The organism is Kitasatospora sp. YST-16 (assembly GCF_026802215.1).
Lineage (GTDB): Bacteria > Actinomycetota > Actinomycetes > Streptomycetales > Streptomycetaceae > Kitasatospora > Kitasatospora cineracea.
This window is the reverse complement of record NZ_CP113837.1, coordinates 1960548-1985467: the sequence shown is the minus strand read 5'-3', so window position 1 is coordinate 1985467 and position 24920 is coordinate 1960548. Positions and strand designations below refer to the sequence as shown.

Annotated in this window: 21 protein-coding genes; 8 read left to right on the top strand and 13 right to left on the bottom strand. The window is 71.2% G+C overall.

Annotated features, from left to right (window positions below):
- Window positions 1–690: 690 nt before the first annotated feature.
- The gene (locus tag OU787_RS08990) at window positions 691–2508 is read left to right on the top strand and encodes a glycosyl hydrolase family 18 protein (RefSeq protein ID WP_268659037.1); all 1818 of its coding nucleotides are present in this window, start codon (window positions 691–693) and stop codon (window positions 2506–2508) included.
- A gap of 103 nt (window positions 2509–2611) precedes the next feature.
- Here the strand turns inward: OU787_RS08990 and OU787_RS08985 are convergent, their stop codons facing one another.
- Window positions 2612–3175, bottom strand: a complete 564-nt coding sequence (locus OU787_RS08985; RefSeq protein ID WP_268659036.1) for a MarR family winged helix-turn-helix transcriptional regulator — start codon at window positions 3173–3175, stop codon at window positions 2612–2614.
- A 141-nt stretch (window positions 3176–3316) separates the two neighbouring features.
- Between OU787_RS08985 and OU787_RS08980 the strand changes: the two genes are divergently transcribed.
- Complete coding sequence (locus OU787_RS08980) at window positions 3317–4594, top strand: MFS transporter (RefSeq protein WP_030461321.1); 1278 nt, start codon at window positions 3317–3319, stop codon at window positions 4592–4594.
- Between the two features lie 39 nt (window positions 4595–4633).
- Here OU787_RS08980 and OU787_RS08975 read toward each other — a convergent pair whose 3' ends face one another.
- Window positions 4634–5278: an SMI1/KNR4 family protein gene (locus tag OU787_RS08975; RefSeq protein WP_268659035.1), complete on the bottom strand. Its 645-nt coding sequence runs from the start codon at window positions 5276–5278 to the stop codon at window positions 4634–4636.
- 39 nt (window positions 5279–5317) lie between these two features.
- Window positions 5318–6307 carry a DNA polymerase III subunit beta family protein gene (locus tag OU787_RS08970; protein ID WP_268659034.1) on the bottom strand — a complete coding sequence of 330 codons (990 nt, stop codon included), beginning with the start codon at window positions 6305–6307 and terminating at the stop codon, window positions 5318–5320.
- A gap of 181 nt (window positions 6308–6488) precedes the next feature.
- Between OU787_RS08970 and OU787_RS08965 the strand changes: the two genes are divergently transcribed.
- The 3 genes from OU787_RS08965 to OU787_RS08955 all read left to right on the top strand — a co-directional run bounded on the left by OU787_RS08965 (window position 6489) and on the right by OU787_RS08955 (window position 9733).
- Entirely contained in the window at window positions 6489–8024 is a 1536-nt protein-coding gene (locus tag OU787_RS08965) for a dolichyl-phosphate-mannose--protein mannosyltransferase (RefSeq protein WP_268659033.1), read from the top strand.
- A gap of 7 nt (window positions 8025–8031) precedes the next feature.
- Entirely contained in the window at window positions 8032–8925 is an 894-nt protein-coding gene (locus tag OU787_RS08960) for an ABC transporter permease (protein WP_268659032.1), read from the top strand.
- A 220-nt stretch (window positions 8926–9145) separates the two neighbouring features.
- Entirely contained in the window at window positions 9146–9733 is a 588-nt protein-coding gene (locus tag OU787_RS08955; protein WP_030461326.1) for a TMEM165/GDT1 family protein, read from the top strand.
- A 129-nt stretch (window positions 9734–9862) separates the two neighbouring features.
- On the opposite strand, the gene OU787_RS08950 is transcribed toward OU787_RS08955, so the two are convergent.
- Together OU787_RS08950 and OU787_RS08945 are read right to left on the bottom strand one after the other, a co-directional pair.
- A complete protein-coding gene (locus OU787_RS08950; RefSeq protein WP_268659031.1) occupies window positions 9863–10954 on the bottom strand; it encodes a peptidoglycan-binding domain-containing protein in 1092 nt (363 codons plus the stop codon).
- A 722-nt stretch (window positions 10955–11676) separates the two neighbouring features.
- Window positions 11677–12624, bottom strand: coding sequence for an AraC family transcriptional regulator (locus tag OU787_RS08945; RefSeq protein WP_268659030.1), 948 nt, complete (start codon window positions 12622–12624; stop codon window positions 11677–11679).
- 122 nt (window positions 12625–12746) lie between these two features.
- Here OU787_RS08945 and OU787_RS08940 point away from each other — a divergent pair, with 122 nt between their 5' ends.
- Window positions 12747–13244: an anthrone oxygenase family protein gene (locus OU787_RS08940; RefSeq protein WP_268659029.1), complete on the top strand. Its 498-nt coding sequence runs from the start codon at window positions 12747–12749 to the stop codon at window positions 13242–13244.
- A gap of 25 nt (window positions 13245–13269) precedes the next feature.
- On the opposite strand, the gene OU787_RS08935 is transcribed toward OU787_RS08940, so the two are convergent.
- Both OU787_RS08935 and OU787_RS08930 read right to left on the bottom strand, forming a co-directional pair.
- Window positions 13270–14280: a DUF6879 family protein gene (locus tag OU787_RS08935; protein ID WP_268659028.1), complete on the bottom strand. Its 1011-nt coding sequence runs from the start codon at window positions 14278–14280 to the stop codon at window positions 13270–13272.
- A 224-nt stretch (window positions 14281–14504) separates the two neighbouring features.
- On the bottom strand, window positions 14505–15548 hold the full coding sequence (locus OU787_RS08930; RefSeq protein WP_268659027.1) for a helix-turn-helix domain-containing protein: 1044 nt from the start codon (window positions 15546–15548) through the stop codon (window positions 14505–14507).
- A 305-nt stretch (window positions 15549–15853) separates the two neighbouring features.
- On the opposite strand from OU787_RS08930, the gene OU787_RS08925 reads away from it, so the two are divergent.
- On the top strand, window positions 15854–16036 hold the full coding sequence (locus OU787_RS08925; RefSeq protein ID WP_268659026.1) for a hypothetical protein: 183 nt from the start codon (window positions 15854–15856) through the stop codon (window positions 16034–16036).
- A 600-nt stretch (window positions 16037–16636) separates the two neighbouring features.
- Here the strand turns inward: OU787_RS08925 and OU787_RS08920 are convergent.
- The 4 genes from OU787_RS08920 to OU787_RS08905 all read right to left on the bottom strand — a co-directional run bounded on the left by OU787_RS08920 (window position 16637) and on the right by OU787_RS08905 (window position 22065).
- Entirely contained in the window at window positions 16637–17944 is a 1308-nt protein-coding gene (locus tag OU787_RS08920) for a DUF6602 domain-containing protein (protein ID WP_327059367.1), read from the bottom strand.
- Window positions 17945–18201: 257 nt separating this feature from the next.
- Complete coding sequence (locus tag OU787_RS08915) at window positions 18202–18777, bottom strand: recombinase family protein (RefSeq protein ID WP_268659024.1); 576 nt, start codon at window positions 18775–18777, stop codon at window positions 18202–18204.
- 503 nt (window positions 18778–19280) lie between these two features.
- Complete coding sequence (locus OU787_RS08910; RefSeq protein WP_268659023.1) at window positions 19281–20012, bottom strand: hypothetical protein; 732 nt, start codon at window positions 20010–20012, stop codon at window positions 19281–19283.
- Window positions 20013–20319: 307 nt separating this feature from the next.
- The gene (locus OU787_RS08905; RefSeq protein ID WP_268659022.1) at window positions 20320–22065 is read right to left on the bottom strand and encodes a recombinase family protein; all 1746 of its coding nucleotides are present in this window, start codon (window positions 22063–22065) and stop codon (window positions 20320–20322) included.
- On the opposite strand from OU787_RS08905, the gene OU787_RS08900 reads away from it, so the two are divergent.
- Window positions 22066–22383, top strand: coding sequence for an antibiotic biosynthesis monooxygenase family protein (locus OU787_RS08900; protein WP_268659021.1), 318 nt, complete (start codon window positions 22066–22068; stop codon window positions 22381–22383).
- A gap of 49 nt (window positions 22384–22432) precedes the next feature.
- Here the strand turns inward: OU787_RS08900 and OU787_RS08895 are convergent, their stop codons facing one another.
- The gene (locus OU787_RS08895) at window positions 22433–23257 is read right to left on the bottom strand and encodes an ECF transporter S component (protein WP_268659020.1); all 825 of its coding nucleotides are present in this window, start codon (window positions 23255–23257) and stop codon (window positions 22433–22435) included.
- A complete protein-coding gene (locus OU787_RS08890; RefSeq protein ID WP_268659019.1) occupies window positions 23254–24918 on the bottom strand; it encodes an ABC transporter ATP-binding protein in 1665 nt (554 codons plus the stop codon). The genes OU787_RS08895 and OU787_RS08890 overlap by 4 nt, the downstream gene beginning before the upstream one ends.
- Window positions 24919–24920: the final 2 nt, after the last annotated feature.

The window sequence follows — 24920 nt, the reverse complement described above, 5'->3', positions numbered from 1 at the left end:
CCCGGCGGCCTCCTCGGCGCTGGAGGGCGCCAGGTCGGCGGTGGCCTCGGCGGCCTCCTCGGCGACGGCGGCGATCGGCTCGGCCGCCGCCTCGCTGGGCGCCTCCGCGCAGGCCGCCGCGTCCTCGGCGCTGGCGAGCGTGAAGGGCGGACTGGACGCGAAGGGCGACGTGGCGCTGGGAACGGCCACCACCGGCTCGGGCGGGAAGCTGTCGGTGCCGCTGACGGTCACCAACCACGGTTCGCAGCCCGGCAAGTACACGATTCAAGTCAACTTCGACGACGGGTCGGGGAACCTGCTCGACGCGGTGGTGGTGAACGTGCCGGAGGTGGCGGCGGGGGCGTCCGCGCAGGCCACGGCGGAGAGCAACCGTTCGCTGGAGGGCAGTGTGACGCCTGTGGTGGCGAACGCGCTGCGGTACTGACCGGACACCGAACCTTAAGCGTGGCGTAAGCGTCAGATCCCGCTCTTGACGGTCGAGTTGGTCTAGTCCATTTTACTTGTCAGGTGCAGGGAGCCCCTGGGCCGGCGCCGGTGGTTTAGACCACCGGCGCCGGTTCGGCTTACCCGCACCTGGTGTTTGTGCAGGCCAACGCTCGATTCCCCTGTCATGACCAGGTCGTGTGACCCCACCTCACACGGTTCGTGCCCGGTTCTGGCGGGACCCCCACAACCAGGAGTCACGCAGCCATGCTTCGTTCCGTTTCCCCCCAGTCGCCTGCGCGGCGGCGGCCGAAGAGCTGGGCCGCGCTCGCGGCCGGCACCGCGGCCTCCCTGCTGCTCGGCGGCACCCTGGCCCTGACCGGCGGCACCGCCCAGGCCGCGCCGACCAACTCGACCGGCGCCCCGGCCACCAGCGGCGGCATCAAGGTCGCGTACTTCGACCAGTGGTCGATCTACTCGAACGCGTACTACCTCAAGACGATGCAGGACACCGGCGCCGCCGGGAAGCTCGACTACATCATCTACGACTTCGCCAACATCAACCCCACCACCCTGTCCTGTTTCGAGGCCAACAAGGCCGCGTCGCAGAACGAGGACGACCCCAACGCGGGTGACGGTGCGGGCGACTCCTTCGCGGACTACCAGAAGAGCTTCGGCGCCGACATCTCGGTCGACGGCGTGGGCGACACCTGGAACCAGCCGATCGTCGGCAACTTCAACCAGATCAAGAAGCTGAAGGCGAAGAACCCGAACCTCAAGGTCCTGATGTCGATCGGCGGCTGGACCTACTCGAAGTACTTCTCCGACGCCGCGGCCACCGACGCTTCCCGCAAGAAGCTGGTGTCCTCCTGCATCGACATGTTCATCAAGGGCAACCTGCCCTCCGAGGGCGGCTACGGCGGCCCGGGCACCGGCGCCGGCATCTTCGACGGCTTCGACCTGGACTGGGAGTACCCGGGCGGCAACGGCCACACCGGCAACCACTCCTCGCCCAACGACAAGCAGAACTTCACCGCGCTGCTCGCCGAGTTCCGCAGCCAGCTGGACGCCCAGGGCAAGACCGACGGCAAGACCTACGGCCTGGCGGCCGCGGTCGGCGCCGGCCAGGACAAGATCAAGTACGTCGAGACCGACAAGATCGGCCAGTACCTGACCTTCCTGGACATCATGACGTACGACATGCACGGCGGTTGGGAGGCCCAGGGCCCGACCAACCACCAGGCCCCGATCTACACCAACCCGAACGACCCGATGAACCCGGTGCCGGGCGGCAACGGCAAGTACTCGGTGGACGCGGCGGTCAAGGCCTACACCGTGGGTGACCCGCAGTACGGCATCCCCGGCGGCTTCCCGGCGAAGAAGATCAACGTCGGCGTCCCGTTCTACTACCGCGGCTGGACCGGCGTCTCGGCCGGCGACAGCCACGGCCTGTTCCAGAAGGCGTCCGCCCCGGCGCCCGGCGGCACCTACTCCGGCGGCGTGGCCGGCATCAAGATGTACAAGGAGCTGAACGGCTTCGTCGACAACCCCAGCTACACCTACTGGGACGACACCGCGAAGGCCGCCTACTTCTACGACGGCACCACCTTCTGGTCCGGCGAGAACGCGCAGTCCATCCAGACCAAGCTCGACTACGCGCACTGCAACGGCCTCGGCGGCTCGTTCATGTTCTCGATGTACGACCTGGGCACCCAGACCGCGCTGTTCGACAAGACGGTGACCGCCACCAACGGCTCCGCCGCGAACTGCCCGGCCGCCCCGACCCAGTCGGCCACCCCGTCGGCCTCGGCCTCCGCCTCGCAGTCGGCCAGCCCGTCCGCGTCGGCCTCCGCCTCCACCTCGCCCTCGCAGTCGGCCAGCCCGTCCGCGTCGGCCTCCGCGTCGTCCTCCGCCTCGACCGGTGCCTGCGCCGGTGCGCCGAGCTGGAGCGCCTCCGCGGTGTACGCCTCCCCGACCAAGGTCTCCTGGAAGGGCCACTACTACACCAACAAGTGGTGGACCACGAACGAGGACCCGAGCCTGAGCGGCCAGTGGGGCGCCTGGACCGACAACGGCGCCTGCTGAACCTGAGCCGTTGACCGGCTGAGCCGGCACCCCGCGAGGGGCGCGAGGAGAGAGATCTCCCCGCGCCCCTCGTCCGTTTTCCCCGCCCGCCGCCGTCGCGGGGTCAGCAGGTCAGGTCGTCGGTGCGGCCGAGCGCGTCCGGCTGGGTCTCCTCGATCCGGCGCAGCATCCGGGTCAGGGTGGCGGCCAGCTCGGGACGGGCCGCGCCGGGGACGTCCTGGAGCAGGTCGGCCTCGAAGACGGCGGCCATCCGCATCAGTTCGAGCCACTTGTCGCGGCCCCCGTCGGTCAGCTCGATGATCACCCGGACCCGGTTGGCCTCGTCGCGCTCCCGGGTGACCAGGCCCTCGGCGACCATCCGGTCGATCCGGTGGGTCATCGCGGCCGGGGTCAGGCCGAGGCGCTTGGCCAGCTCGCCCGGGCCGAGCCGGTAGGGCGCGCCGGTGAACACCAGGGCCTTGAGCACCTCCCACTCGGCGGAGGTGATGCCGAGGGTGGCCAGCTGGCGTCCGTAGGCCACGTTCATCCGGCGGGCGAGCCGGGAGAGGGTGGAGACGATGGTCTCCACCTGCGGGTCCACGGTGGGGAATTCCCGCTGGTAGAGGGCCACCTGCTCGGCGATGCCGAGCTCGGTGGCGGTCTGGGGCTCCGCTCTGCGTGCGCTCATGGTGGTCATTGTCCCACGCAGGGTGCAGCTGTTAAGCCTTTGACGCCTTAAGGTTTGGATGGTAAGACTTTAGGTCTGAAATCTTACGGAGTAAAGGCCGAGGCGGGAGCCCGGCCCGACGTGCGTGAAGAGGGGTGTGCAGTGAAGGAGTGGGGCGGCCGGCTGCGCCGCGTCCAGGTCGGCAACGCGCTCAGTGCGTTCGGCAGCGGCTTCACCTTGCCGTACATGTTCGTGTACGTGGACCAGGTGCGGGGCCTCGGGGCCGCGGCGGCGGGCGCGGTGTTCACCGTGTTCGCGCTCGCCGCGCTGGCCGTGCTGCCGTTCACCGGCCGCGGCATCGACCGGTACGGGCCGCGCCCGGTGCTGCTGGCCGGCACCGCGATGGCCGCCGTCGGCGCGTTCGCCTTCGGGCAGGCCGCGAGCACCGCCGGGCTGCTGCTCTCCTCCTTCCTGTTCGGCGCCGGCGTCACCACCTGCCAGCCCGCGCTGGCCACGATGATCGTCCGCTGCACCGGCCGCGCCGAGCGCTCCCGGGCCTTCGCGCTCCAGTTCACCCTGGTCAACCTGGGCATGGGCATCGGCGCCCTGGTCGGCGGGCAGATCGTCGACACCTCGGACCCGGCCAGCCTGACCCGGCTGTTCACCATCGAGGCGCTGACCTTCCTCGGCCTGGCCGCCGTCACCGGCACCGCCAGGATGCCGGCGGAAGCGGTCGAGGCCGCCCCCGCCGGGGCGGCGGCGAAGCGCGGCGGCGGGCTGCGGGCGATGGTCGCCGACAAGGCGATGCTGCGGCTGTGCGCGCTCGCCGGGCTGATCTTCTTCACCTGCTACGGGCAGTTCGAGTCCGGCGTCGCGGCGTTCGCCACCGACACCGTCGGCACCCCGCCCTCCACCCTCGGCCTGGCCATCGGCGCCAACGCGCTGACCATCGTGCTGCTGCAGATGTTCGTCGTCCGGATCACCGAGCGCCGCCGCCGCACCACCGCGATGGCCGCCGCCGGCGCGGTCTGGCTGGCCGCCTGGGGCATGGCCGTGGTCGCCGGGCTGATCCGCACCGAGGCGATGGCCGCGACGGTGGCGATCGTCGCCGTCTACGCGCTGTTCGGCGTCGGCGAGTCGCTGCTCGCCCCCACCATGGGCCCGATCGTCGCGGACCTGGCGCCCGCCCGGCTGCTCGGCACCTACAACGCCGGGTACGCGCTGGTGAAGCAGATCGCCGTCGCGGTCGGCCCCGCCGTCGGCGTGCTGCTGGTCGGCTCCGGCACCTGGCCGCTGTACCTCGCCGCGATGGCGCTGTGCACGCTGCTGATCGTCGCCCTCGCCGTCCGGCTGCGCGGGCACCTCACGCCCGCGCAGGACAACGTCCGGGTGCTGGCCGTGCAGCAGCACGGACTGCGGGAGCTGCAGACCGCGGCCTGAGCGGTCAGCCGCGGCGGAGCAGGCCCGGAGGCGGGCACCTCAGCCGCGGCGGAGCAGGCCCGGGGGCGGGCACCAGTCGATCGGGGTCTCCACCCCCGTGTGCCAGCAGTAGGCGACCTGCCCGCGCTGCTCGCGGGTGGCGCCGACCAGCTCCTCCATGTGCGCCAGCCAGTCGAGCAGCCACTCGGCGAAGGTCGCCTCCCGGCCGTCCTCGGTGAGCAGCGGGTGGATCTCGTCGCAGGCGGGGCGGTTGTCCATCCACACCGTCCCGCGCCACGGGCCGGTGAGGGCCAGGCCCACGGCCGTCCCGCAGCCGCGGTCGGCGATGAACGCCAGGCCCGCGACCCGGTCCCGCTCCCGGGCCGTCCACCCGCCCGGCGGGGGCGCGGCGCCGGGGTCGGGTTCGTTCGAGGCGCCGGGGAACGGCTGGGTCGGGTCTCCCCGCTGGTTGTCCCCCCAGCCCCAGCCGTGCCCGGTGCGGCGCAGCTCGTCGAGGAACCAGCCGCCCGCGCTGACCTGCCGCAGGTAGCAGCGGTAGTCGGACGGGAAGGACGCGCCGAGTTCGGCCTCCGCCTCGGCGACCTGCTGTTCGCTCAACGGCGGTGCGGTGGCGCCCTGTTCGGGGTCGCGTTCGAGCAGGGCGAGCAGGCGGGTGCGGACGGCGGGCCAGTCGACGGCGGTCATGGCGCCGACCGTACCCGCCCGCCCGCACCCGCGGGGAGGTCAGCGGGCGATCGGCATCAGCAGGGAGAAGGTGTCGGCCCGGGACGGGAAGCGGATGGCCAGCGGGGCGATCGGGCCGCCGAGTTCCAGGACGAGCTGTTCGGCGGTGCCCGCGGCCTGCAGCAGGAAGTCGCGGTTGACGTGGACCAGCAGGTCGGTGGGGGAGGAGGCGTCGGGGAGGGCGTCGGCGGCGGTGGCGGTCAGGGTGGTGGAGCCGTCGTCCTCGGGCAGCGCGCGCAGGTCGGCGGCGGTCAGGGTGACCCGGTGGGTGGGCTCCAGGCGCAGCAGGCGGCGGTAGTCCGGGAAGTCGGCCTCGGCGCGCTCGCCGGAGAGCGAGCGGCCGGCCGCGCGGATGGTGAACAGGCCGCCGTCGAGGGTCAGTTCGGCCTCCTCGGCGTCGGCGAGCAGGGCCCGGGCGGCGTCCGCGAGGGCGGTGGGCAGCAGGGCCGAGGCGGGCGGGCCGGACAGCGCGGCCGGGCAGTCGGCGACCGCCAGGCGGTAGCGGTCGGTGGCCACCAGGTGCAGCACGCCGTCCTCGGCGTCCAGGAAGATCCCGGCGACGGCGGGCAGCGCGGCGTCGGCCGGGGCGGCGAAGCGCACCGCGTCCAGGGCGGCGGCGAGCGCGGGGGCGGGAACGGTCAGGCGGGTCTGCGGCACGGGGAACTCCCGGGAGTCGAGCAGGCAACGGACGGCGGAGAGCTCCCGGCGGGCATCGGTCAACCCGTCCTCCAGGCGGCGCAGGTGCGCGTCCAGCTCGGCCCGGGCCTCGGCCGGCGAACCGGTCAGCACCCGGGTGATCCCGGCCAGCGGCAGCCCGACCCGGCGCAGCCGGGCCAGCAGCCGGGCGTCCGGCAGCTGCTCCTCCGCGTACCAGCGGTACCCGGTGTGCGGGTCCACGGCGGCCGGGACGAAGACGCCCGCGCTGTCGTAGAACCGCAGGGTGCCGGGGTTCAGGCCGCTGGCCCGGGCCATCTCGCCGATGCTGCGCATGGTGCTCTCCACAGGGGTTGACCCTGGCCCCTCGACCTGGTCGAGGGTCAACCGTAACCGCGCGCGGGGCAGGGGGGAGAATGCTCCGAGCACCCCGGCCGGCACCCGCGGACGTACGCGGCCGCAGGCTAGGATGCGGACATTGCGGACAAGTCGTCAACTGCGGTCGAACGGGGAGGGTATGGCGCTGGCGGTGATGGAGCGGCGGCAGGAGGAGACGGTGCCCGCCGCACCGGCGAAGGACAGGTACCGGTGGTGGGGCCCGCTGGCGGTGGCCGTGTTCGCCGGGGTGCTGCGGCTGTGGAACCTGAAGTCCCCGCACGCCTTCGTCTTCGACGAGACGTACTACCCCAAGGACGCCTGGGCGCTGTGGCACAACGGCTACGAGTCGGTGTGGCCGGACAACGCCAACCAGCTGATCCTCGGCAACCCGCAGATCGTCCCGCTCAGCCGGACCGGCACCTTCATCGCCCACCCGCCGCTCGGCAAGTGGGTCATCGGCCTGGGCGAGTGGATCTGGGGCCTGAACCCGTTCGGCTGGCGGATCGCCGTCGCCCTGCTCGGCACCCTCAGCGTCCTGATGGTCGCCCGGATCGGCCGCCGGCTGTTCCGCTCCACCCTGCTCGGCTGCGTCGCCGGACTGCTGATGGCCGTCGACGGCCTGCAGTTCGTGCTCAGCCGGGTCGGCCTGCTCGACGGCGTCTCCGCGTTCTTCGTGCTCGCCGCGTTCGGCGCCCTGCTGATCGACCGCGACCGCACCCGCGACCTGCTGCGCGCCGCCCGCGCCGAGGGCGGCCGGGCCGCCGACGAGGTCCGCCTCGGCCTGCGCCCCTGGCGGCTCGCCGCCGGACTGCTGCTCGGCGCCGCCTGCTCGGTCAAGTGGACCGGCGCGCCCGTCCTCGCCGTCCTCACCCTCCTCGTCCTGCTCTGGGACCAGGCCGGCCGCCGCGCCGCCGGCGCCCACCGCGCCTGGCGCTCCATGCTCCGCCGCGACCTGTGGCCCGCCGCGCTCTCCCTGCCGGTCGCCGGCCTCGCGGTCTACCTGCTCTCCTGGACCGGCTGGTTCGCCACCGACGGCGGCTACGACCGGCACTGGGCGGACGGACAGCCCGGCAGCTGGGTGCCCGGCCCGCTGCGCAGCCTGTGGCACTACCACGCGCAGATCTGGGAGTTCAACACCCACCTGACCTCCCCGCACACCTACCAGTCCAACCCGTGGAGCTGGCTGGTCCAGGGCCGCCCCGTCTCCATGTACTGGGTGCAGCTGCCGACCGGCCAGGGCGGCTGCACCGCCCCCGACGGCTGCGCGAGCCAGATCCTCGCGCTCGGCACCCCGTTCCTGTGGTGGACGGCCTGCTTCGCGCTGGCGTACGCGCTCTACCGCTGGTTCTTCCGGCGGGACTGGCGCTCCGGCGCGCTCCTCGCCGCCGTCGCCGCCGTCTACCTGCCCTGGTTCCAGTACCAGCAGCGCACCGTCTTCTCCTTCTACATGGTGGTGCTGGTGCCCTTCCTCTGCCTGGCCGTCGCGCAGATGCTCGGCGCGATGCTCGGCCCGGCCGGCAGCCCGCCGAGCCGCCGCCGCTGGGGCGCGGCCGGGGCCGGACTGATCGTGGCCGCCATCGTCGGCTGCTTCGCCTTCTTCTACCCGCTGTACACGGGGCAGATCATCCCGATGTCCGAGTGGCACACCCGGATGTGGTTCGAGAGCTGGATCTGACGCCGACGTGATCCCTCCCGCGCACCACCCGCTCGCCGCCGCGGGCGGCGGCCAGCTCCTGCCGGTCACGCCCGCGCTCGGCGCGGCCTGCGCGGTGCTGCTCGCGGTGGCCGCGCTGGTCGCCGGACGGGGCGGCCTCGGGCACGGCCGGGCGGTGCTCCGGGCCGGGCTGCGGGCGGCCGTGCAACTCGCGCTGGTCGCGCTGGTGATCGCCTGGGTGGTGCGCTCGCTGTGGACGTCCGCGCTGTTCGTGCTGCTGATGTTCACCGTCGCGGTGCGCACCGCGGGGAAGCGGATCGGCGAAGGGCGACGGCGGGGCGGGGGCGGGGCCGGGGCTGGGCGTCTGCGGGTTGGCGCGGGACGTCGGCGGGGCGGCGCGGAGGAGGGGGAAGAGGGGGCGGCCGGGCGGTGGGAGTGGGTGTGGGCGGCGGTGCCGATCGCCGCCGGGGTGCTGCCCGTCCTGCTGCTGCTCGCCGCGACCGGGCTGCTGCCCGCCAAGGGCATCACCGTCATCCCGGTCGCCGGGATCCTGATCGGCGGAGCCCTCACCGCGACCTCGCTGGCCGGACGGCGGGCCCTGGACGAACTGCGGCTGCGGCACGGCGAGGTGGAGGCCGCCCTCGCGCTGGGCTTCGAGGAACGCGACGCCCGGCTGGAGATCTGCCGCACCGCCGCCGCGACCTCCCTCGTCCCCGCCCTCGACCAGACCCGCACCGTCGGCCTGGTCACCCTGCCCGGCGCGTTCGTCGGCATGCTGCTCGGCGGGGCCACGCCCGTCCAGGCCGGGGCGGTGCAGCTGTTCGTGCTGGTCGCGCTGCTCGCCGTGGAGGCGGTCGCGGTGACGGCCGTGCTGGAACTGGTCGGCCGGGGACTGGTCGGGACGGCCTCCGGCATCCGGTAGGCTCGGCCCGTTGTTGAAGGGGAGTAGCCCTCCACCGGACCGTCGACATACTGGCCAGTCCCCCGCGGACGGCCCGGCGCCCGGGGCACCCGCGGGGTGTCGGCGAGACCTTCGGCCGCAGTGCTGTGACCATGAACCAGTGCTGCCGGGCCGAGGCGTCCCCTGCCGAGGGTGCTGCCCCGGGGCCGGCGGCCCCGAGACGGAGAAACCCCCGCAACCGATGAACAGTCTGACCATCGCCGCACTGACGTTCGGCATCATCTTCCTGGCCGAACTCCCCGACAAGACCGCCCTGGCCAGCCTGGTCCTGGGCACCAAGTACCGGGCGGGCTACGTCTTCGCGGGCATCGCCGCCGCGTTCGCCCTCCAGGTCGCCCTCGCCCTGGTCGCCGGCAGCCTGCTCGCCCTGCTGCCGCACCGCTGGGTCGAAGCCATCACCGGCCTGCTCTTCCTGGGCGGCGCCGCCATGCTGCTCTGGCACAAGGAGGACGAGGACGACGGCGCCGAGGGCAAGGAACCCGCGAACGACTCCTTCTGGAAGGTCGCCGGCACCAGCTTCGTCATCGTCGCGGTCGCCGAGTTCGGCGACCTCACCCAGATCATGACCGCCAACCTCGCCGCCAAGTACAACGATCCGCTGGCCGTCGGCCTCGGCGCGTGGCTGGCGCTGTGCGCGGTCGGCGGCGTGGCCATCGTCGGCGGGCAGAAGCTGCTCCAGCACGTGCCGATGAAGGTCATCGTGCGGGTCGCCGCGCTGGCGATGATCGTGCTGGCCGGGTGGAGCCTGTTCAAGGCGATCGTCGGCTGACGGGGCGTCGGCTGACGGGGCGTCGGCTGGTGGGGCCTGCTGTGGTGGGGCCTGCTGTGGTGGGGTGCCGGACGGTGGGGCCTGCTGTGGTGGGGCCTGCCGTGGTGGGGCTTGCCGTGGCGGGGCGGCTCAGCAGTCGGGGTGCTGGGCCGCGTCCTGCAGGGCCGAGCGGGTCTGCGGGTCGTAGACGCCCAGGTCGACGCCCTTGAGCGCGCGGTTCCTGCGCTGGAAGCTCGCCAGCACGCTCTGCGTCCAGTAGCCGAAACCGGGCTGGTTGCTGCTGGTCCGGTCGGAGTCCAGCGGGCCGATCCGGTCGCAGTTGACCGCCATCAGCAACTGCTGCATCTGCGCCACGTCCGGGCCGGTGTCGTTCAGCCGCAGGGTCGCCCCGGGCGTGGTCGGCGGCGTCGTGGTGCGGCTCGCGGACGGGCTGCCGGGCGGGCTCGGGGCCTCGGTGGTCGGGGGCGCCACCGCCTTGGTGGTCACCGACTGGGTCGGCCGGGCCGTGGTGCGGGTCGGCGACGGGCTCTCGGCGGCGGGCGCGGAGGACTCGGCGGCCGGGGCGGTGTCGGTGGGGCTCGGCGACACCTCGGCCGGGGAGGACACCGCCGGGCCGGTCGGCGCGGGCAGCGCCTTGTCGACGGTCGTCGAGGACGAGGACAGCAGCATCGCCAGGGTGGCGCCCAGCGCGGTCACCCCGACCGCGCCGCCCGCGATCACCAGCCGGCGGCGGTCGGCGGTCTGCCGGCGCTGCTCGCGGCGGTCGGCCCGGCTGACCGGGCCCTCCGCGCCGTCCTCGCGGAAGGTGAACATGCCCAGGTCGGCGCGGGCCCCGGCCGCCCACGGCCCGTCCCCGGGCCCGTCGGGGCCGCCCCGGGCGTCGTCGGCCTCGCCGTCGCCCTGGAGGTCGAGCGGGATCAGCTGGGTCGCCCCGTCCTGCTCGGCGCCCACCGGCGGGTAGGCGGCCGCGAGCGGGGAGGGGTGCTGCCGCGACCCCGCGACCGGGCCCAGGGTCAGCGGCATGGTCTGCTCGGCCACCGGCACCTGGGCCGCGCCCTGCCCCGGCGGCGGGATCGGGACGAAGCGCCCGGGCGCGCCGCTGTGCGGTGCCTGTTGCGGCTGCTGCTGCGGTTGCCGCTGGGGCGGGACGGGCGGCAGCAACTGGGTTGCGGCGGCGTCCGGTTGGGGCTGCGACTGCTGCGGGGGGACGGGCGGCAGCAACTGGGTTGCGGCGGCGTCCGGTTGAGGTTTCGGCTGCGGCGGGGCGGGGGCGGCGGTGGGCTGCGGCGGGCCGAACGGGCTGGCGGCCTGCGGGACGTGCGGGGCCGGCCCGGGGGCGGCGGCGGGCCTGCGGACGGCGGCGGACCGGTGATCGGCTGCACCGCGGGCGGCTGCGCGGCGCTGGTCGGCACCGCGACCGGCGGGCCGGACCTCGGCGGGGCCGCCACCGGGGGACGGCGGCGATCGGCTGCACGGCGGCCGGCTGCACCGGGGGCTGGGTGCCCCGGGCGGCGAACGGGTCCCGGGCCGGGTCGCCGGGTTCCACCACGGACGCTCCGGCCACGTACGGCCGGACCAGCGGCGGGCCCTCCAGGTGCGGGAGGACAGCGGTCTCCTCGACCGGCGAGACCGCCTGGCACGCGCAGCCGCCGGCCGCGCGCGCGGTGCCGCAGCGGGGGCAGCGCTCTGCCGGCATGGGCCGGTCCTCCTCGGGTCGGAATCGAACGGGGTGATTATGCAGGAGCAATCCCCGGGGCAACAGGGACGCCCGGGCCCCGAGGTGTTCACCGACCGCTTTGCTCCGTTTTCGACCGATCGCCGGGCGCCCTCGGCACCGGCTGCGCGCCCGGGCCGGCCCCTCGGGCCGTGGCCCCGGCTCGGTGGGTACGGTCGGCTCCTTACGTTCCGACCCCGGCCCCGGACCGGTGGGCACGGTCGGCCCCTTACGTTCCGACCCCGGCCCCGGCCCGGTCGCGGAACTGCTGCGGGCTGATTCCCCGCACCCGCTTGAACGCGGCGCTGAGCGCGAACCCGCTGCCGTAGCCGACCCGGCGGGCCACCGCGGCCAGGGTGGCGTCCGGCTCGGCCAGCAGGTCGGCGGCCCGGGCCAGCCGCCAGCCGGTCAGGTACGCCATCGGGGGCTCGCCGACCAGGTCGGTGAACCGCTTGGCCAGCGCCGCCCGGGACGCCCCGCACTCCGCCGCCAGGTCGTGCACCGTCCAGGCCCGGGCCGGGTCGGCGTGCAGCAGGCCCAGCGCGGGTCCCACCAGCGGGTCGGAGTGGGCCCGGTACCAGGCCGGGGCCCGGCCGTCGCGGGCGAACCAGCAGCGCAGCGCGGAGATCAGCAGCAGGTCCAACAGCCGGTCCAGCACGGCCTCCTGGCCCGGCTCGTCCCGTCCGATCTCGGCCTCCAGCAGGGCGACCAGCGGCGAGCCCCACTCCGCGGCGTCCAGCCGCAGCACCGGCGGCAGCGCCCGCAGCAGCCGTCCGCTGACCTCGCCGTGCAGCTGGTACGTGCCGCTGATCAGCACCGTCGCGGCGTCCCGGCCGCTGCCCCAGGTCCGGACGCCCTGGTCGAGCTCCTCGCACATCCGCTCGCCGTCGACGGTCGCCGACACCTGCCCCGGGTGGATCACCACCTGCGGCGGGGTCTGCGGCCGGTCCGCGACGGTGTACGGGTCCGGGCCGCGGACGATCACCAGGTCGCCGGGGCGCAGCGGCACCGGCTCCGCGCCGTCCGGGACGACCCAGCCCTCGCCGCGCACCGTGGTCAGCACCGTCAGCGGCGCCCGGTCCTCGATCCGCAGCGACCACGGCGGGTCGAACACCGACCGCAACAGGAACGCCCCGCTCGCCCGGGGCCCGGCCAGCAGCGCGGTCAGCGGATCCATGCCCGACAGGGTAGACCGGCGGCCTGGACGCTCGCGCATGCCGACGAGCTTCCGGGCCATGGATCCCGGTCCGCCGCGCCGGTTGACTGGCAGGCATGACGACACGAACGGGGGTTCCCGGCATGGCAGTTCTCCGCACGGCGACGCTGGTCGGCGCGGTCCTGCTGGCCGGGCTCAGCGCAGGGCTGTTCTACTCCTACGCCTGCTCGGTGATGCCGGGCCTGGCCCAGGTCGGCGACCGGGCCTTCGTCGACACCATGCAGCGCATCAACACGGCCATCCTGAACGGCTGGTTCATGCTCGGCTTCCTCGGGGCCCTGGTCCTGATCGTGGCCGCGGGCGTGCTCCAGTGGCGCGGCGGCAACCGCACCGTCCTGCTCTGGATCGTGGCGGCCGCGGTCCTGTACGTGGTGATGCTGGCCGTCACCGGCGCCGTCAACGTCCCGCTCAACGACAAGCTCGCCGCCGCCGGATCCCCCGACAGCCTCACCGACCCGGCCGCCGTCCGCGCCGCCTTCGAGACCACCTGGGTCCGCTGGAACCTGGTCCGCGCCCTCGCCGCCACCGCCGCCTTCGGCTGCCTCACCTGGGCGCTGGCCCTCTCCGGACGCCACTCCTGAGCCCGGCCGGCCCGTCCCGCCGGCCTCAACCCGCCTGCGGGACGGGCCGGTCGGGCGCGTCCAGCCAGACGGCGCAGCGCTCCGGGCCGACGGTCAGCCCGAACCGTTCGACACCCGGCCGGCCGTTGGCGTCCCACCAGCGCCAGGCCCGCTCCGCCTCGTCCCAGAGCCGGCGCGGGCCGGACTGCACCACCGCGAACTCCGTCCGCCCCGGCTCCCAGTCGGCCGTCGCCCACGAGGTGACGGCCGTGTCGTGCAGCCAGAGCGTGTAGGAGCCGTCCGGGTAGCGCTCCACCAGCGGGAACACGCCCGGCAGTTGGACCCCCAACGCGAACATGGCTACCCAGCCGCCGAGTTCCTCCGGGGAGAGCGAGGTGGTGGAGGCCGCGCCGTCGGCGGGCCAGGGCGCGGAGAGGCAACCGCGACTGCCCGGCCAGCACTGCTCCACCCGCGCGTACGGCACCCGCCGCACCGAACAGGTGGCCAGCACCCGGTCGAACGGCGCGCCGGGCGGATGGCCGCGCTCGCCGTCCCCGACCACGGTGACCGGCGCGTACCCCGCCCGGGTCAGCCGGTGCCGCGCGGCCGCGGTGGCGGCGTCCACCTCGACGGTGGTGACGTTCGCCGAACCCAGCCGGTGCGCCAGCAGCGCCGCGTTCCAACCCGTCCCGGTGCCGATCTCCGCGGCGTTCGCCAACAGGTAGCGCTGGCCCGTGGTCGGCGGACTGTCCATGACCCGGACCCGCTCGAACCGCTTGCCCCGGGCGGACTGCTCGCGGCGGTTGCGGGACCAGTCGTCGTCCGAGTCCCAGCCGAGGTCCTCTCCGGCGACGAACCGGCGGTAGGTCTCGGTCTGCGCGTCGGAACCGTACTGGTGGCGGGTCTCCAGCCGGAAAGCCGTGTGCTGGAAGGTGGTGAACATCGACTCGAACTCGTCGTAGCCGATCACCACGCTCCCGCTCTCCTCGTCCTCGTACAGCATCGGGCAGCCGCTGTGTCCCGAGTTGCTTCCGATGTACCGCAGTCGACGGCTCACGCCTGCTCCCCTCGTCGTGGGTGACCGGTCCGGCACAGGATGCCTGCGGACCGTCATGCCGGGGAGGCGGATTCGCCGATATTCGGCTGCCGGGGGCGCCGGGTGTGAGGTGGGGGAGGATGGGTGGCATGAGCGTCGTGAAGATCAAGAAAGTTGTTAAGAGACCCACATGAAATCAGTCCCAGGGTCCGCCCTCCTGGGGCTCTGCGGAGCAGGTGAGGCTGTCAGAAAGTGGGGAAGTCTCCCGATGCCATCTTGGTGACGAACGTCCGCCAGGCGTCCACAGAGAAGGTCAAGGCCGGTCCCTCGGGGTCCTTGCTGTCCCGGACCGGTACGACCCCGGCAGTGACGAAGTTGCACGCGACCTCGACGCACTGTCCGCCGTCCGTGCCGCTGTAACTGCTCTTGAGCCACCGGGCGGTGCGCAGGTCGATCTTCCGGTCCATGTTCAACAGTCCTTCCATGATGCGGAGGATCAGGCGGGCCGACTCCGGCGCTGACAGCACTTCGGCGCGGAGCCGATCATAGGCGCGTGAGCGCTCCCCGACCTGCCTCGGGTTGTTGGAGAAGGCTCCCCGGCTGAGCGATTCCGTGTACTGCCACTCCGGACCCTCGGACAGCTTCAGCAGAGTGAACGACGCGCCGAACGGGGCCCGCTCGCCGATCTCGTAGGGCGCGACCTGGATGACGATGTTGGGGCGCTGCGCCAGTTCCAGCAGATGGCGGAGTTGCTCTGCCATGACCACCGGCCCGCCCACCGTACGACGTAGCACCGCTTCGTCCAGGACGACCACCAAGAACGGCTCTGCGCCTGCTTCGAGGAACCGCTTCTGTCGGCCCAGTCGTGCTGCGACCCGCTCGTTGATCAGGTCGTCATCACCTGCCGCATCCCCCTGGGAGAGCAGCGCCCGAGCGTAGGCCGGAGTCTGCAACAAGCCCGGAATCCAAGCGATCTCGTACTGCCGTAGATCGGTCGCCCGCGCCTCCATGTCGGCGAAGCGGCGGAACCAGTCCGGGTGTTCGACCTCACGGTGCCAGGGAACTCGCTGCCAGACTCGCAGCAGCAGGCCGCCGGTGTTCAGGAGCTTGTCGCAGGCTCGGGCGAAGTCCTCGTTCGGCACGCGCTCGCCGACCTCGATCCGGCTGATCAGGGACCGGTCACAAGGGATCAGCCGCGCCAACTCGCCCTGGGACAGCCCGGCGTTCTCGCGTGCCTCCGCCAACTCTGCGGCGAAGAACGCAGGTGAACAGAACGCCTGCTCCTGCACGGATTCTCGACGGCCCACTCCCGCTCCCTCCGGTGACGGACTTCATGTCACCACCTCATGCCTACTCAGCGTAGGTACACGAGACGACTCTTGTAGCGGAAACCCCGCAGCGAAGCACAGGAGCCAACCCATGTCGGCAGCCGTCCAAGTCCAGCCTCAGTACAGAGTCGTCCCCTTGCCCACGCCGCCCGGAGCGTTCGACCTATGGGGTGTTGCCGCCGAAGCCGGTGGAGCCGTGCCAGGGGCGGACGGCGCCCCGGTCGCGTTCCACAGCTTCTCCGAGGCTGCGCGTTGGGCGGACTCCCATGGCTGACCAGTGGGAGCCAGGCGAGGGGCGGGAAGCCTACGACCGGCGCTCCGGCCAGGCGGTACGGGTGATCTCGGTGCACGTCTGCGGCGTGTTCGTTCGGCACCTGCGAGACGGGCGGGAAGACATCACCACCCTGGGGGAACTGGCCCCGCCCGAGAACACGGCAGGGGAACAATGACGGAGGCACTTCGCCGGGCCTGGGAAGCGGCGTCGCGGTTGGCGACGCTGACGGGTGCGGAGGTGCGGGTGTTGGAAGTCTCGGAAGGGGTTCGCATCATGTTTCCCGTGCACTCCGACGACGACGATGCGAACCACCTCGAAGTTCTTTCCATCCTGAGCCACTCCGACCGCTACGGGCACCGGAGGTTCGCTGACGGTAGTGGGTACCTGTGGGCCATTTACTACCCTGGCTGCCCCTGATCGGCCGCCCCAAAAACGGCGTCACACTTAGGGTGTGCACGACGAGCGGCTGCCGGGATCAGGAGCCGATGACACACTGAACTTCCACAGCACTCCTATGTTATGCAGTCGAAAATAGAGGGAACCGTCAATTCAGGAAAAGTACAGCCTCGGCCTGTGTCGTGCGTCGGCACTGTTATTCCCAGCTCAAACGTCAGTGCTGCTTCGGTTCAGAGGCATAGCCGAGTGCTGTCGATCGAGTAGGCCCCTTGCCTCGCTGCGCTTCCTATTATCTGCCGATGAAAGGTCAATAAATAGGCTCTGTGATCGCGTGGCGGAATTTTGTTAACCAAGATTTCGATCTATTAACTCACGCCTATTACTGATCTGAGGCGTGTTCGCGCGACTCGACTCGACGTGCGATCCACCGACTCAAGCGGCCAGTGCTGTTCTCTGCGGCGACGTATTCGCCAGTCGGCAGAATCGCTAGCGAACATTCCTTTGCGATAAGCTCTAGGCGCTGCCCGTAAGATGCGACAAGATGGGTCTCCAGGAGACGGTCGCGCACGCTATTATATTCAACCCCACAGGACTCTAGCCATGACAGCATTTCAGGATCATTGGCGTAAACTTCCTTCCCCTGACACAGTCGCATAAGCAAAACAAACTCCTCCTTCCCGATAAAGCTGGGGCTCCACTGTTCCGTGGTTGGAATCCTATTGAGTGCCTCTTTTTTAATGTCATAAACTTTCAATTGCCAGCCAATTTTTTCATCGACGCGGACGGCGCGGAGGCTCAGTAGGGCCCTGCCCACTTCCATTTCAAGATCATCCCCCCAGAGCTGATGGCCGAGTCCATACATTTCATCCAGTCGCGTCCATATAAACTCCAGCAATAGCCGAAGTGGGTTTTCTGGTGTCGAAAAATAGAATGGCCACCAGCCGTCCATGAGGGGCGCCATGAACGGCCGCCCGTTCGCCTTGACGAGAGAATAGCTACCAGAAATGATCAGCTGGGGAAAATCTTTCGGTCCGAATCCAGCGTTTCCAACATTATCTTCAAGGTACTCGATCATCGATGACCTGAACGCCTGCTCGCTCTTGAATCCATGCATTCCAAGAATGACTCGGATTGCGGAAATCTGCTCTACAATAAGAGTGCCAAGTATGGCCTCCTCTTCGTATGATAGGGCGGCGATTCCTTCTGTCCCCCAAGCGGCCCGCCCGGTCATCTCGGCAAATGTTCTGATCGAGGGTCCTATATTTCGATCCGGGTCGTCGTCCAGCTCATTGGGCCTTTCATAATAAGGGTGCTCAATTGTGCTGACCGTCTTGAGTTGGGAAAATGCATCGCGAAGCTCCGTCGAGTGAAGATTCTTCTTTACTTCGATGACGGCGATGATGTCTTTCACGTGCCATACGTAGGTTTCACTGTACGGGAGTTGCTCTCCCTCTCCTCGCACTACCATGCAGTCCATTTGACCAGAAAGGCGACCTTCGTCGTCGCAGGCAAAGCCGGTTACCACTCGAAGTCCCAATCCGTCCGGAAGGGCGCGATTCAATATACTAGAAGACAATCCTTCGTACATGTCTCCAATCGTTGGGGCGTGTTTTATCGGAACCCGATCAAGTTTAGGAAGCTCTGCGCGGAGAATTTCTGAAAGAAGATCTGCGGCCGTGCGAATCACTAAACCTCGCCTCAATCATTGCTATTTGTCTGATGTTCGATGGATCATCATAGATGACAGTGCTGGACCAAATCAGGCGTTCGCGGTAATGATCTTGCGCGCAGTTGGCCCACCGGACTGTCTTGGTGGGAAGACGTCATGAGTGGCGAAATGCAATAGGTGTCGCCTTCGCTGGTTCCTGATGGCTGCCAAGATCGGCGTTGGGCGGGTTCGATCAAATCCGTGCGTATGGGTCCACTGGTCAAATCGGTGGTGCATCACTCCTGCCCGAGGTGGCGGTACAAGGTTGCACGACTCACCCCCAAAGCCCTGGCGATCACGGCCACGCTCTCCCCTGCGGCTCGGCGGGCACGGGCGGCGACGAGCTTGTCGGCGTCCATCACGTTCGGCCGACCACCCGTACGCCCCTGTGCCTTGGCGGCGTCCAGGCCGGCCCTGGTGCGGTCCTTGATCAGGCTCCGCTCGAACTCCGCCATCGCACCCACCACTTGGAGCACCAGGCGGCCGTCGGGCGTGTTCGGGTCGATGCTCGCCAGCGCACCCGTCAGCACCTTGAAACCGATGCCCCGGGCCGACAGCACGTCCACCATCGTCACCAGGTCGATCAGCGAACGGGCGAAGCGGTCCAGCTTCCACACGCACAGGGTGTCACCCGGGCGCAGGTAGTCCAGGACTGCGGCAAGCTCCGGACGGTTGGTGTTCTTGCCCGATGCCTTGTCCGTGAAGATCCGCGCGCAACCCGCCTCCGTGAGCGCGTCGTGCTGGAGTTGCGTCTCCTGGTCGTCGGTGGAGACGCGTGCGTAGCCGATCAGGTGTCCTGTGTTCTTCGCCATGCCCCGACCGTCTCATAACTCGTCTCATAAATGCAATGGGTTTCGACGGGTTTTGAGACGGGTTTTGAACGCCTCGCGGACCCCCTCGGGCCCATTCGGTGACCATCTCACAAACCATCGTTTCTGAGACACTTGCCGATGGTGACCCGGTGTCACGGATGCCCCAGGGTCTCAATTTCGCGGCGACGTGCGCAGGGCTGGGGGCTGAGTCTGTACGGCCCGACCTTTCAGGGATCGCCCCGCCCCGGTGTCCCACCGGAACGCCCCAATGGGCCATGTGAGAATTTTCCCTCCCTGCCACGCCACGGCGGAGCGCGAGGGAGGCGTCCCCCTGGGGTCGCGCAAACACCCGAGGTTGCGGGACCAGCGAACTCCCTCCCTGCCGATCGCCCCCCAACTCGAAGGGGAGTACCCGCCTGCCCCACGCCCCCGAAACCCGTACACAGCATCACCTGCCATAAGTCAGCGGTCGTGGAGCCGGGACAGCGCGGGGCCCCCACCTGTCAGCCGGTCAGCGCCACGCCCCGCCAGCCGTCGTAGCCGCCCAGCTTGCGCCTGGCACCGAACCGCTTGTCCATCGCAGCGAACAACAGGCGCTTGCCCGTCCGGCTCCCCAGCGCCCCGGCCAACACCGGCTCCGCCGCCGTGAACGCCTCCCACACCAGCGAGGTGCGCACGTGCTCGCTGCGCGGAGCGGGGACCAGGCGCGACACCCAGTCCGCCGGATCACGCATCAGGGCCCGGAAGGCATCGAACTGCGAAGCCAGAGAAAGGAGTTGAGTCGCACGGGCGTCTGTGGCCGACAGCATCTCGCCCGACACCGCCTCCATGGCCTCGATCTCCACCAGTTCCACGGTCATCGGCGGGACGTCGATCCCCGCAGCCTCGCGTCGCAGCGCATCGGCCTGGCGCTGCGCGTACGCCTTCGCCCCCGCATCCGTGAGGATCATGAGGGCGTCCAGCTCGAACTTCCTTACGCCCCGTTCCAGCTCGGCCTTCCGCTCGGCGAGCGTCATGGCTTCGTAGTTCTCGTACCGCAGCCACCCCGCCAGGTTCGCCAGCCACTCGCCCATGCCCCGGCGGATCAGCGCCAGGTCGCGCCACTCCCCAGCGGGCGTCTCCCATCGCGCCCCGCTCCAGGTGAACGGTACGGCCGGTGCGTCCCGCCATGAGGCCACGCCTGCGGCGGCGTCCCACGCCTGGCGGGCGAGTGTGTCATCCATGTACTTGCCCAAGAGTCCCCCACTTGAAAATGTGCAGTCACTTCAACCCCGCTGTCGTGCAAGAGGGGAGCCAAAGTGGACTAACAAGGACCGGATGCCAGTCTCCAAGTGACTCCCCGCTGTCCAGTAACAGCAGGTCAGACCATGTTTAGGTGAAAAGAGAGAACAAAACAAACAAATAAAGTACTAGGGAGAACGGGAACGCGCTCTTTTCCGTCATCTCACCACCTGCACAGAGGACTTGACGGCACTCGGAGGGCGTGAAGAACCCCGCCAGGCTCAGAGCCTGACGGGGTCGGCGTGGCGGCGCTGCTCTCGTTCAGTCCGTGTTCGGACTCTCGGCCCACCGGATCACGATGCGATCCCTTGTGTTGGCGTTGCGGCCCCGGCCGGTGGCCTTGGTGATCCGAACCGAATCGACGAACAGGGCGAGGAACTCCCGGCGGCGCTGGAGGTCCCACGCGGCCCAGGGGGTCCCCGGTCCGATCGGGTCGCCGTCGACCCCCGTCCAGTCGTCGGGGATGGCGATGGTTGCGGCGGCAGCCTGCTCCAGTTCCTTGATTCGAGCGTCCGTGCGCTGTTCGTGGGCCATGAGCCGTTCCACGGACTCGCGGAAGACCTGGGTGCCGACCGTGCCCGCGTACGCACCCGCCGTGCGGTCCTCGTAGAGCGTCCGGAGGGAGGTGCGGACGTGCTCCAACTCCGAACGGGCGGCGGAGAGTTCCGCTTCGCGGCCCGAGTTGTCGCGCTGGTGGGCGAAGCGGCGGGCGGCTTCGGCGAGCCATTCCAGTTCTTCGGGGTCGTCGGGGTCCATCGTGGTGAGCCGGGCCCAGACCTGACCGGCCGTCTCGTTGTCGGCCTGTTCCATGTGGATGACCAGTCCGCCGTGGCCGGCGACCACTCCACCGGCCCGGTTGCACTGGTAGTACCGGGTTTCTCCCCGGACCGACGCGACCATGACGGAGCCGCAGACGTCGCAGAACAGGAAGCCGTGACCGGCGAGCAGCGTGGGCACCCGGTCGGCCCGGCGCTCGACCGTCTTGCTGCGGCCGTTCAGGACGTCTTGCAGTGCCCACCAGTCGGCCGGAGGGATCAGGGGCTCGTGCGACTCCAGGGGAGCGCCTGACGGGTCGCGCAGGATCGCCCGGCGGCCGGTGGTCCCCGGGACGACCTCACCGTCCGCGCCCCTGCGGCGCTGACTGCGTCCCTCCCACTCGATCGCGTACCCGGCGAGGCGCGGATCGCGGAGGATGCGCAGGACGGTGGAGGACGTCCAGGAGGGGCGCTCGGCGGACTCCGACAGGCCACGGGCGCGCCGGGCCGCCAGGCGCTTCGTGCCGCTCTCGCCGAGGGTGGTGACCTTGGTCGGGGCGGACTCCTTGTTGAGCCTGCGGGCGATGCCGGTGCCGGACTCGCCGTCGACCGCCCAGGCGACCATGCGCCGCACCCAGTCGGCTTCCACGGGGGACGGAACGAGCCGCGACACCGTCAACTCGCCGCGCGTGACCCGCTCGCTGACGAAGCCGTACGGCGGGATGCCGGAGGTGTGGCCACCAGCCTGCCGGATCTCCTCCTTGGCGCTGGTGACGTACGCGGATTTCAAGTCGGATTCCTGCTGGGCCAGTCCGGCGATGATGGCCAGGATGCCGACGCCGACCGGGGTGGAGGTGTCGAGGTACGGCTCCTCCACGCTGACCAGTCGGACGCCGTGCTGCTCCAGCTCGTCGATGATCTTCATTGCTTCGAGCGCGCCACGGCGGGTGAGCCGGGACAGCGAGAAGACGACCACCGCGTCCACGCGCCCGGCGCGCACGGCCGCCATCAGCTCCTCGAAGCCGGGGCGGTGGGTGTTCGGATCCCAGCCGGACTTGCCGATGTCCTCGAAGTGACCGGCGTTCTCCCAGTCTCTCGACTGCATCAGCGCCTCGGTCTTGGTCCGCTGAGCCTCGGGCGACGCCTTGGAGTCGTCCTCACGCCGCTTGCTCTGTCGGATGTACGAGACTGCTCGTACCTGATCGAGGTCGGGCCGCGAGCCGGGCCGACCCTGTGACTTGAGAGGTGCCATGTGGGCAGCGTAGTGAAGATCAATGTGCTGACGGTTCCCGCGGAGCAGCGGGAGGTGCTGGAGCAGCGGTTCGCCTCGCGGGCCGGGGCGGTGGAGGGGTCGGACGGGTTCGAGTGGTTCGAGCTGTTGCGGCCGGTGGAGGGGACGGACCAGTACCTGGTGTACACGCGGTGGCGGGACGAGGAGTCGTTCCGGGCGTGGATGGAGGGGCCGATGAAGGCGGCGCACCAGGGCGGGGGTGAGCGGCCGCGGCCGGCGGCGAGCGGGTCGGAGGTGTGGTCGTTCGAGGTCGTGCAGCAGGCGGGGCCGAAGGCGTAGCGAGGGGAGGGGCGGGGCCGGTCTCCGGGGAGGCCGGCCCCGGGTCTTCTCAGTGGAAGGCGGCGCGGCGGGTGGCCCGGCGCAGGGTGCGCAGCAGGGGGCCGCCGACGGTGAGGCAGAGGGTGGCGGTGAGGGCGGCGCGGGGGAGGTCCCAGCCGAGCGAGGTGGTGAGGCAGTAGAGGGCGAAGCGGGTGAGGTCGGCGGGGAGGGGGTCGCCGGGGACGAAGGAGATCGAGGTGCTCAGGCCGCCGAGGTAGGGCCAGCCCTGGAGGTTCATGACGGTGCCGTAGCCGACGGCGGAGACGGTGCCGTAGGCGGCGAGCAGCAGGAGTTCGGGGCGGCCGCGCAGGCGGTCGGCGCCCGGGAGGAGTCCGGCGCCGAGGCAGACCCAGCCCATGGTGAGCATCTGGAACGGCAGCCAGGGTCCGACGCCGCCGGTGAGCAGGGCGGAGGCGAACATGGTGAGCGCGCCCAGGACGAAGCCGAAGCCCGGGCCGAGCGCCCGGCCGGCCAGCACCATCAGGAAGAACATCGGTTCCAGTCCGGCGGTCCCCGCGCCGAGCGGGCGCAGCGCGGCGCCGGCCGCGGCGAGGACGCCCAGCATGGCGACGGCCTTGGCGTCCAGGCCGGGGGCGTCGGTGGCGTCGCGGTTCTCGGAGAGCTGGGCGACCAGGACGGCCAGCAGCAGCGGCAGCAGCAGCGCGAACAGCCAGGGCGCGTCGGCGGAGTGGCCGACCAGGTCGGACTTGCGGGAGGCGAGCAGCGGCCAGCCGAAGGCGGCGACGCCGACCGCGGAGACGAGGGAGAGGAAGAGCACCGAGCGCGGCCCGAGCGGGACGGGCCGGGAGAGGGCGACGGGAGGAGGGGGCTTCATCGCGGCGGCTCCGCGGTGGCGGTGCTGGTGGCGGTGGTGGCGGGGCCGGCGGCCGGGGCCGGGGAGCGCCGGGGAAGGGCGGCGGCGACGTCGGGGACGGTGAGGTACGGGGGGAGGATCTTGGCGGTCTGCGGGGCGAAGGTGGGGGAGGCGAGGACGACGTCGGGGGTGGGGCCGTCGGCGACGATCTCGCCCTCGGCGAGGACGGCGGTGCGGTGGGCGAGTTCGGCGGCGAGTTCGACGTCGTGGGTGGCGAGCAGGATGGCGTGGCCCCGGTCGGCGAGGTCGCGCAGGACGGTGACCAGGCGGGCCTTGGCGGCGTAGTCGAGGCCGCGGGTGGGTTCGTCGAGCAGGAGGAGCGGGGGGCGGGCGGTGAGGACGACGGCCAGGGCGAGGGTGAGGCGCTGGCCCTCGGAGAGGTCGCGGGGGTGGTGGTCGTCGGCGATGCCGGGGAGCAGGGTGGAGAGCAGGGCGCGGCAGGTGCCGGGGGCGGCGTCGGCGTCCTGGTCGGCGGCGGTGCACTCGGCGGCGACGGTCTCGGCGTACAGCAGGTCGCGCGGGTCCTGCGGGACGAGTCCGACGGAGCGGATCAGGTCCTTGGGGCGGGTCCGGTGCGGGGTGCGGCCGTCGACCCGGACGGTGCCGGAGTCGGGGGTGTGCAGGCCGACCAGGGTGCCGAGCAGGGTGGACTTGCCGGCGCCGTTGCGGCCCATCAGGGCGGTGATCTGCCCGGGGGCGAGGGCGAGTTCGACGCCGCGCAGGGCCGGGACGGGTCCGCGGGAGACCACCAGGCGGGTCGCGGTGGCGACGGGCTCGACCGGAGCCGGCGTCAACTGCCACTCGGGCGGCGGGAGTTGCGCGCGCAGCGGGGCCGCGCGGCGGCGGGCGTCGCGGACGGTGAGCGGCAGCGGCGTCCAGCCCGCCAGCAGTCCGAGTTCGACCACCGGGGGCCGGACGGGGGAGCGGGCCATCAGCGCGGCCGGGTCGCCGAGCACCGGCGGCTCGCCGGGGCCGGGCAGCAGCAGCACCTGGTCGGCGTACTGGACGACGCGCTCCAGCCGGTGCTCGGAGAGCAGCACGGTGGTGCCCAGGTCGTGCACCAGGCGCTGCAGGACGGCCAGCACCTCCTCGGCGGCGCCCGGGTCGAGCGCGGAGGTCGGCTCGTCCAGCACCAGCACCTGCGGGTGGACGGTCAGCACCGAGCCGATCGCCACCCGCTGGCGCTGCCCGCCGGAGAGCGAGGACAGCGCGCGGCCGCGCAGTTCGGCCAGGCCCAGCAGGTCGAGCGTCTCCTCGACCCGGCGGCGCATCACGGCCGGGGCCAGGCCCATCGACTCCATGCCGTAGGCGAGTTCCTCCTCGACGGTGTCGGTGACGAAGTGCGCCGCCGGGTCCTGCCCGACGGTGCCGACCACGTCGGCGAGGTCGCGCGGGCGGTGCGTGCGGGTGTCCCGCCCGGCGACCGTGACCCGGCCGGTCAGGGTGCCGCCGGTGAAGTGCGGCACCAGCCCGGAGACGGTGCCCAGCAGGGTCGACTTGCCGGACCCGGACGGCCCGACCAGCAGGCACAACTCGCCCTCCGGGACGGTCAGTTCGACCCCGCTCAGGGCCGGTGCGGACGCGTCGGCGTACTGCACGCCGACCTGCTCGAAAGTGATCACCG

Bases quoted from the DNA above. Each gene is read 5' to 3' on its own strand.
- OU787_RS08990 (WP_268659037.1), top strand. From the start codon at position 691: ATGCTTCGTTCCGTTTCCCCCCAGTCGCCTGCGCGGCGGCGGCCGAAG.
- OU787_RS08985 (WP_268659036.1), bottom strand. From the start codon at position 3,175: ATGAGCGCACGCAGAGCGGAGCCCCAGACCGCCACCGAGCTCGGCATC.
- OU787_RS08975 (WP_268659035.1), bottom strand. From the start codon at position 5,278: ATGACCGCCGTCGACTGGCCCGCCGTCCGCACCCGCCTGCTCGCCCTG.
- OU787_RS08970 (WP_268659034.1), bottom strand. From the start codon at position 6,307: ATGCGCAGCATCGGCGAGATGGCCCGGGCCAGCGGCCTGAACCCCGGC.
- OU787_RS08965 (WP_268659033.1), top strand. From the start codon at position 6,489: ATGGCGCTGGCGGTGATGGAGCGGCGGCAGGAGGAGACGGTGCCCGCC.
- OU787_RS08955 (WP_030461326.1), top strand. From the start codon at position 9,146: ATGAACAGTCTGACCATCGCCGCACTGACGTTCGGCATCATCTTCCTG.
- OU787_RS08945 (WP_268659030.1), bottom strand. From the start codon at position 12,624: ATGGATCCGCTGACCGCGCTGCTGGCCGGGCCCCGGGCGAGCGGGGCG.
- OU787_RS08940 (WP_268659029.1), top strand. From the start codon at position 12,747: ATGGCAGTTCTCCGCACGGCGACGCTGGTCGGCGCGGTCCTGCTGGCC.
- OU787_RS08925 (WP_268659026.1), top strand. From the start codon at position 15,854: ATGGCTGACCAGTGGGAGCCAGGCGAGGGGCGGGAAGCCTACGACCGG.
- OU787_RS08915 (WP_268659024.1), bottom strand. From the start codon at position 18,777: ATGGCGAAGAACACAGGACACCTGATCGGCTACGCACGCGTCTCCACC.
- OU787_RS08905 (WP_268659022.1), bottom strand. From the start codon at position 22,065: ATGGCACCTCTCAAGTCACAGGGTCGGCCCGGCTCGCGGCCCGACCTC.
- OU787_RS08895 (WP_268659020.1), bottom strand. From the start codon at position 23,257: ATGAAGCCCCCTCCTCCCGTCGCCCTCTCCCGGCCCGTCCCGCTCGGG.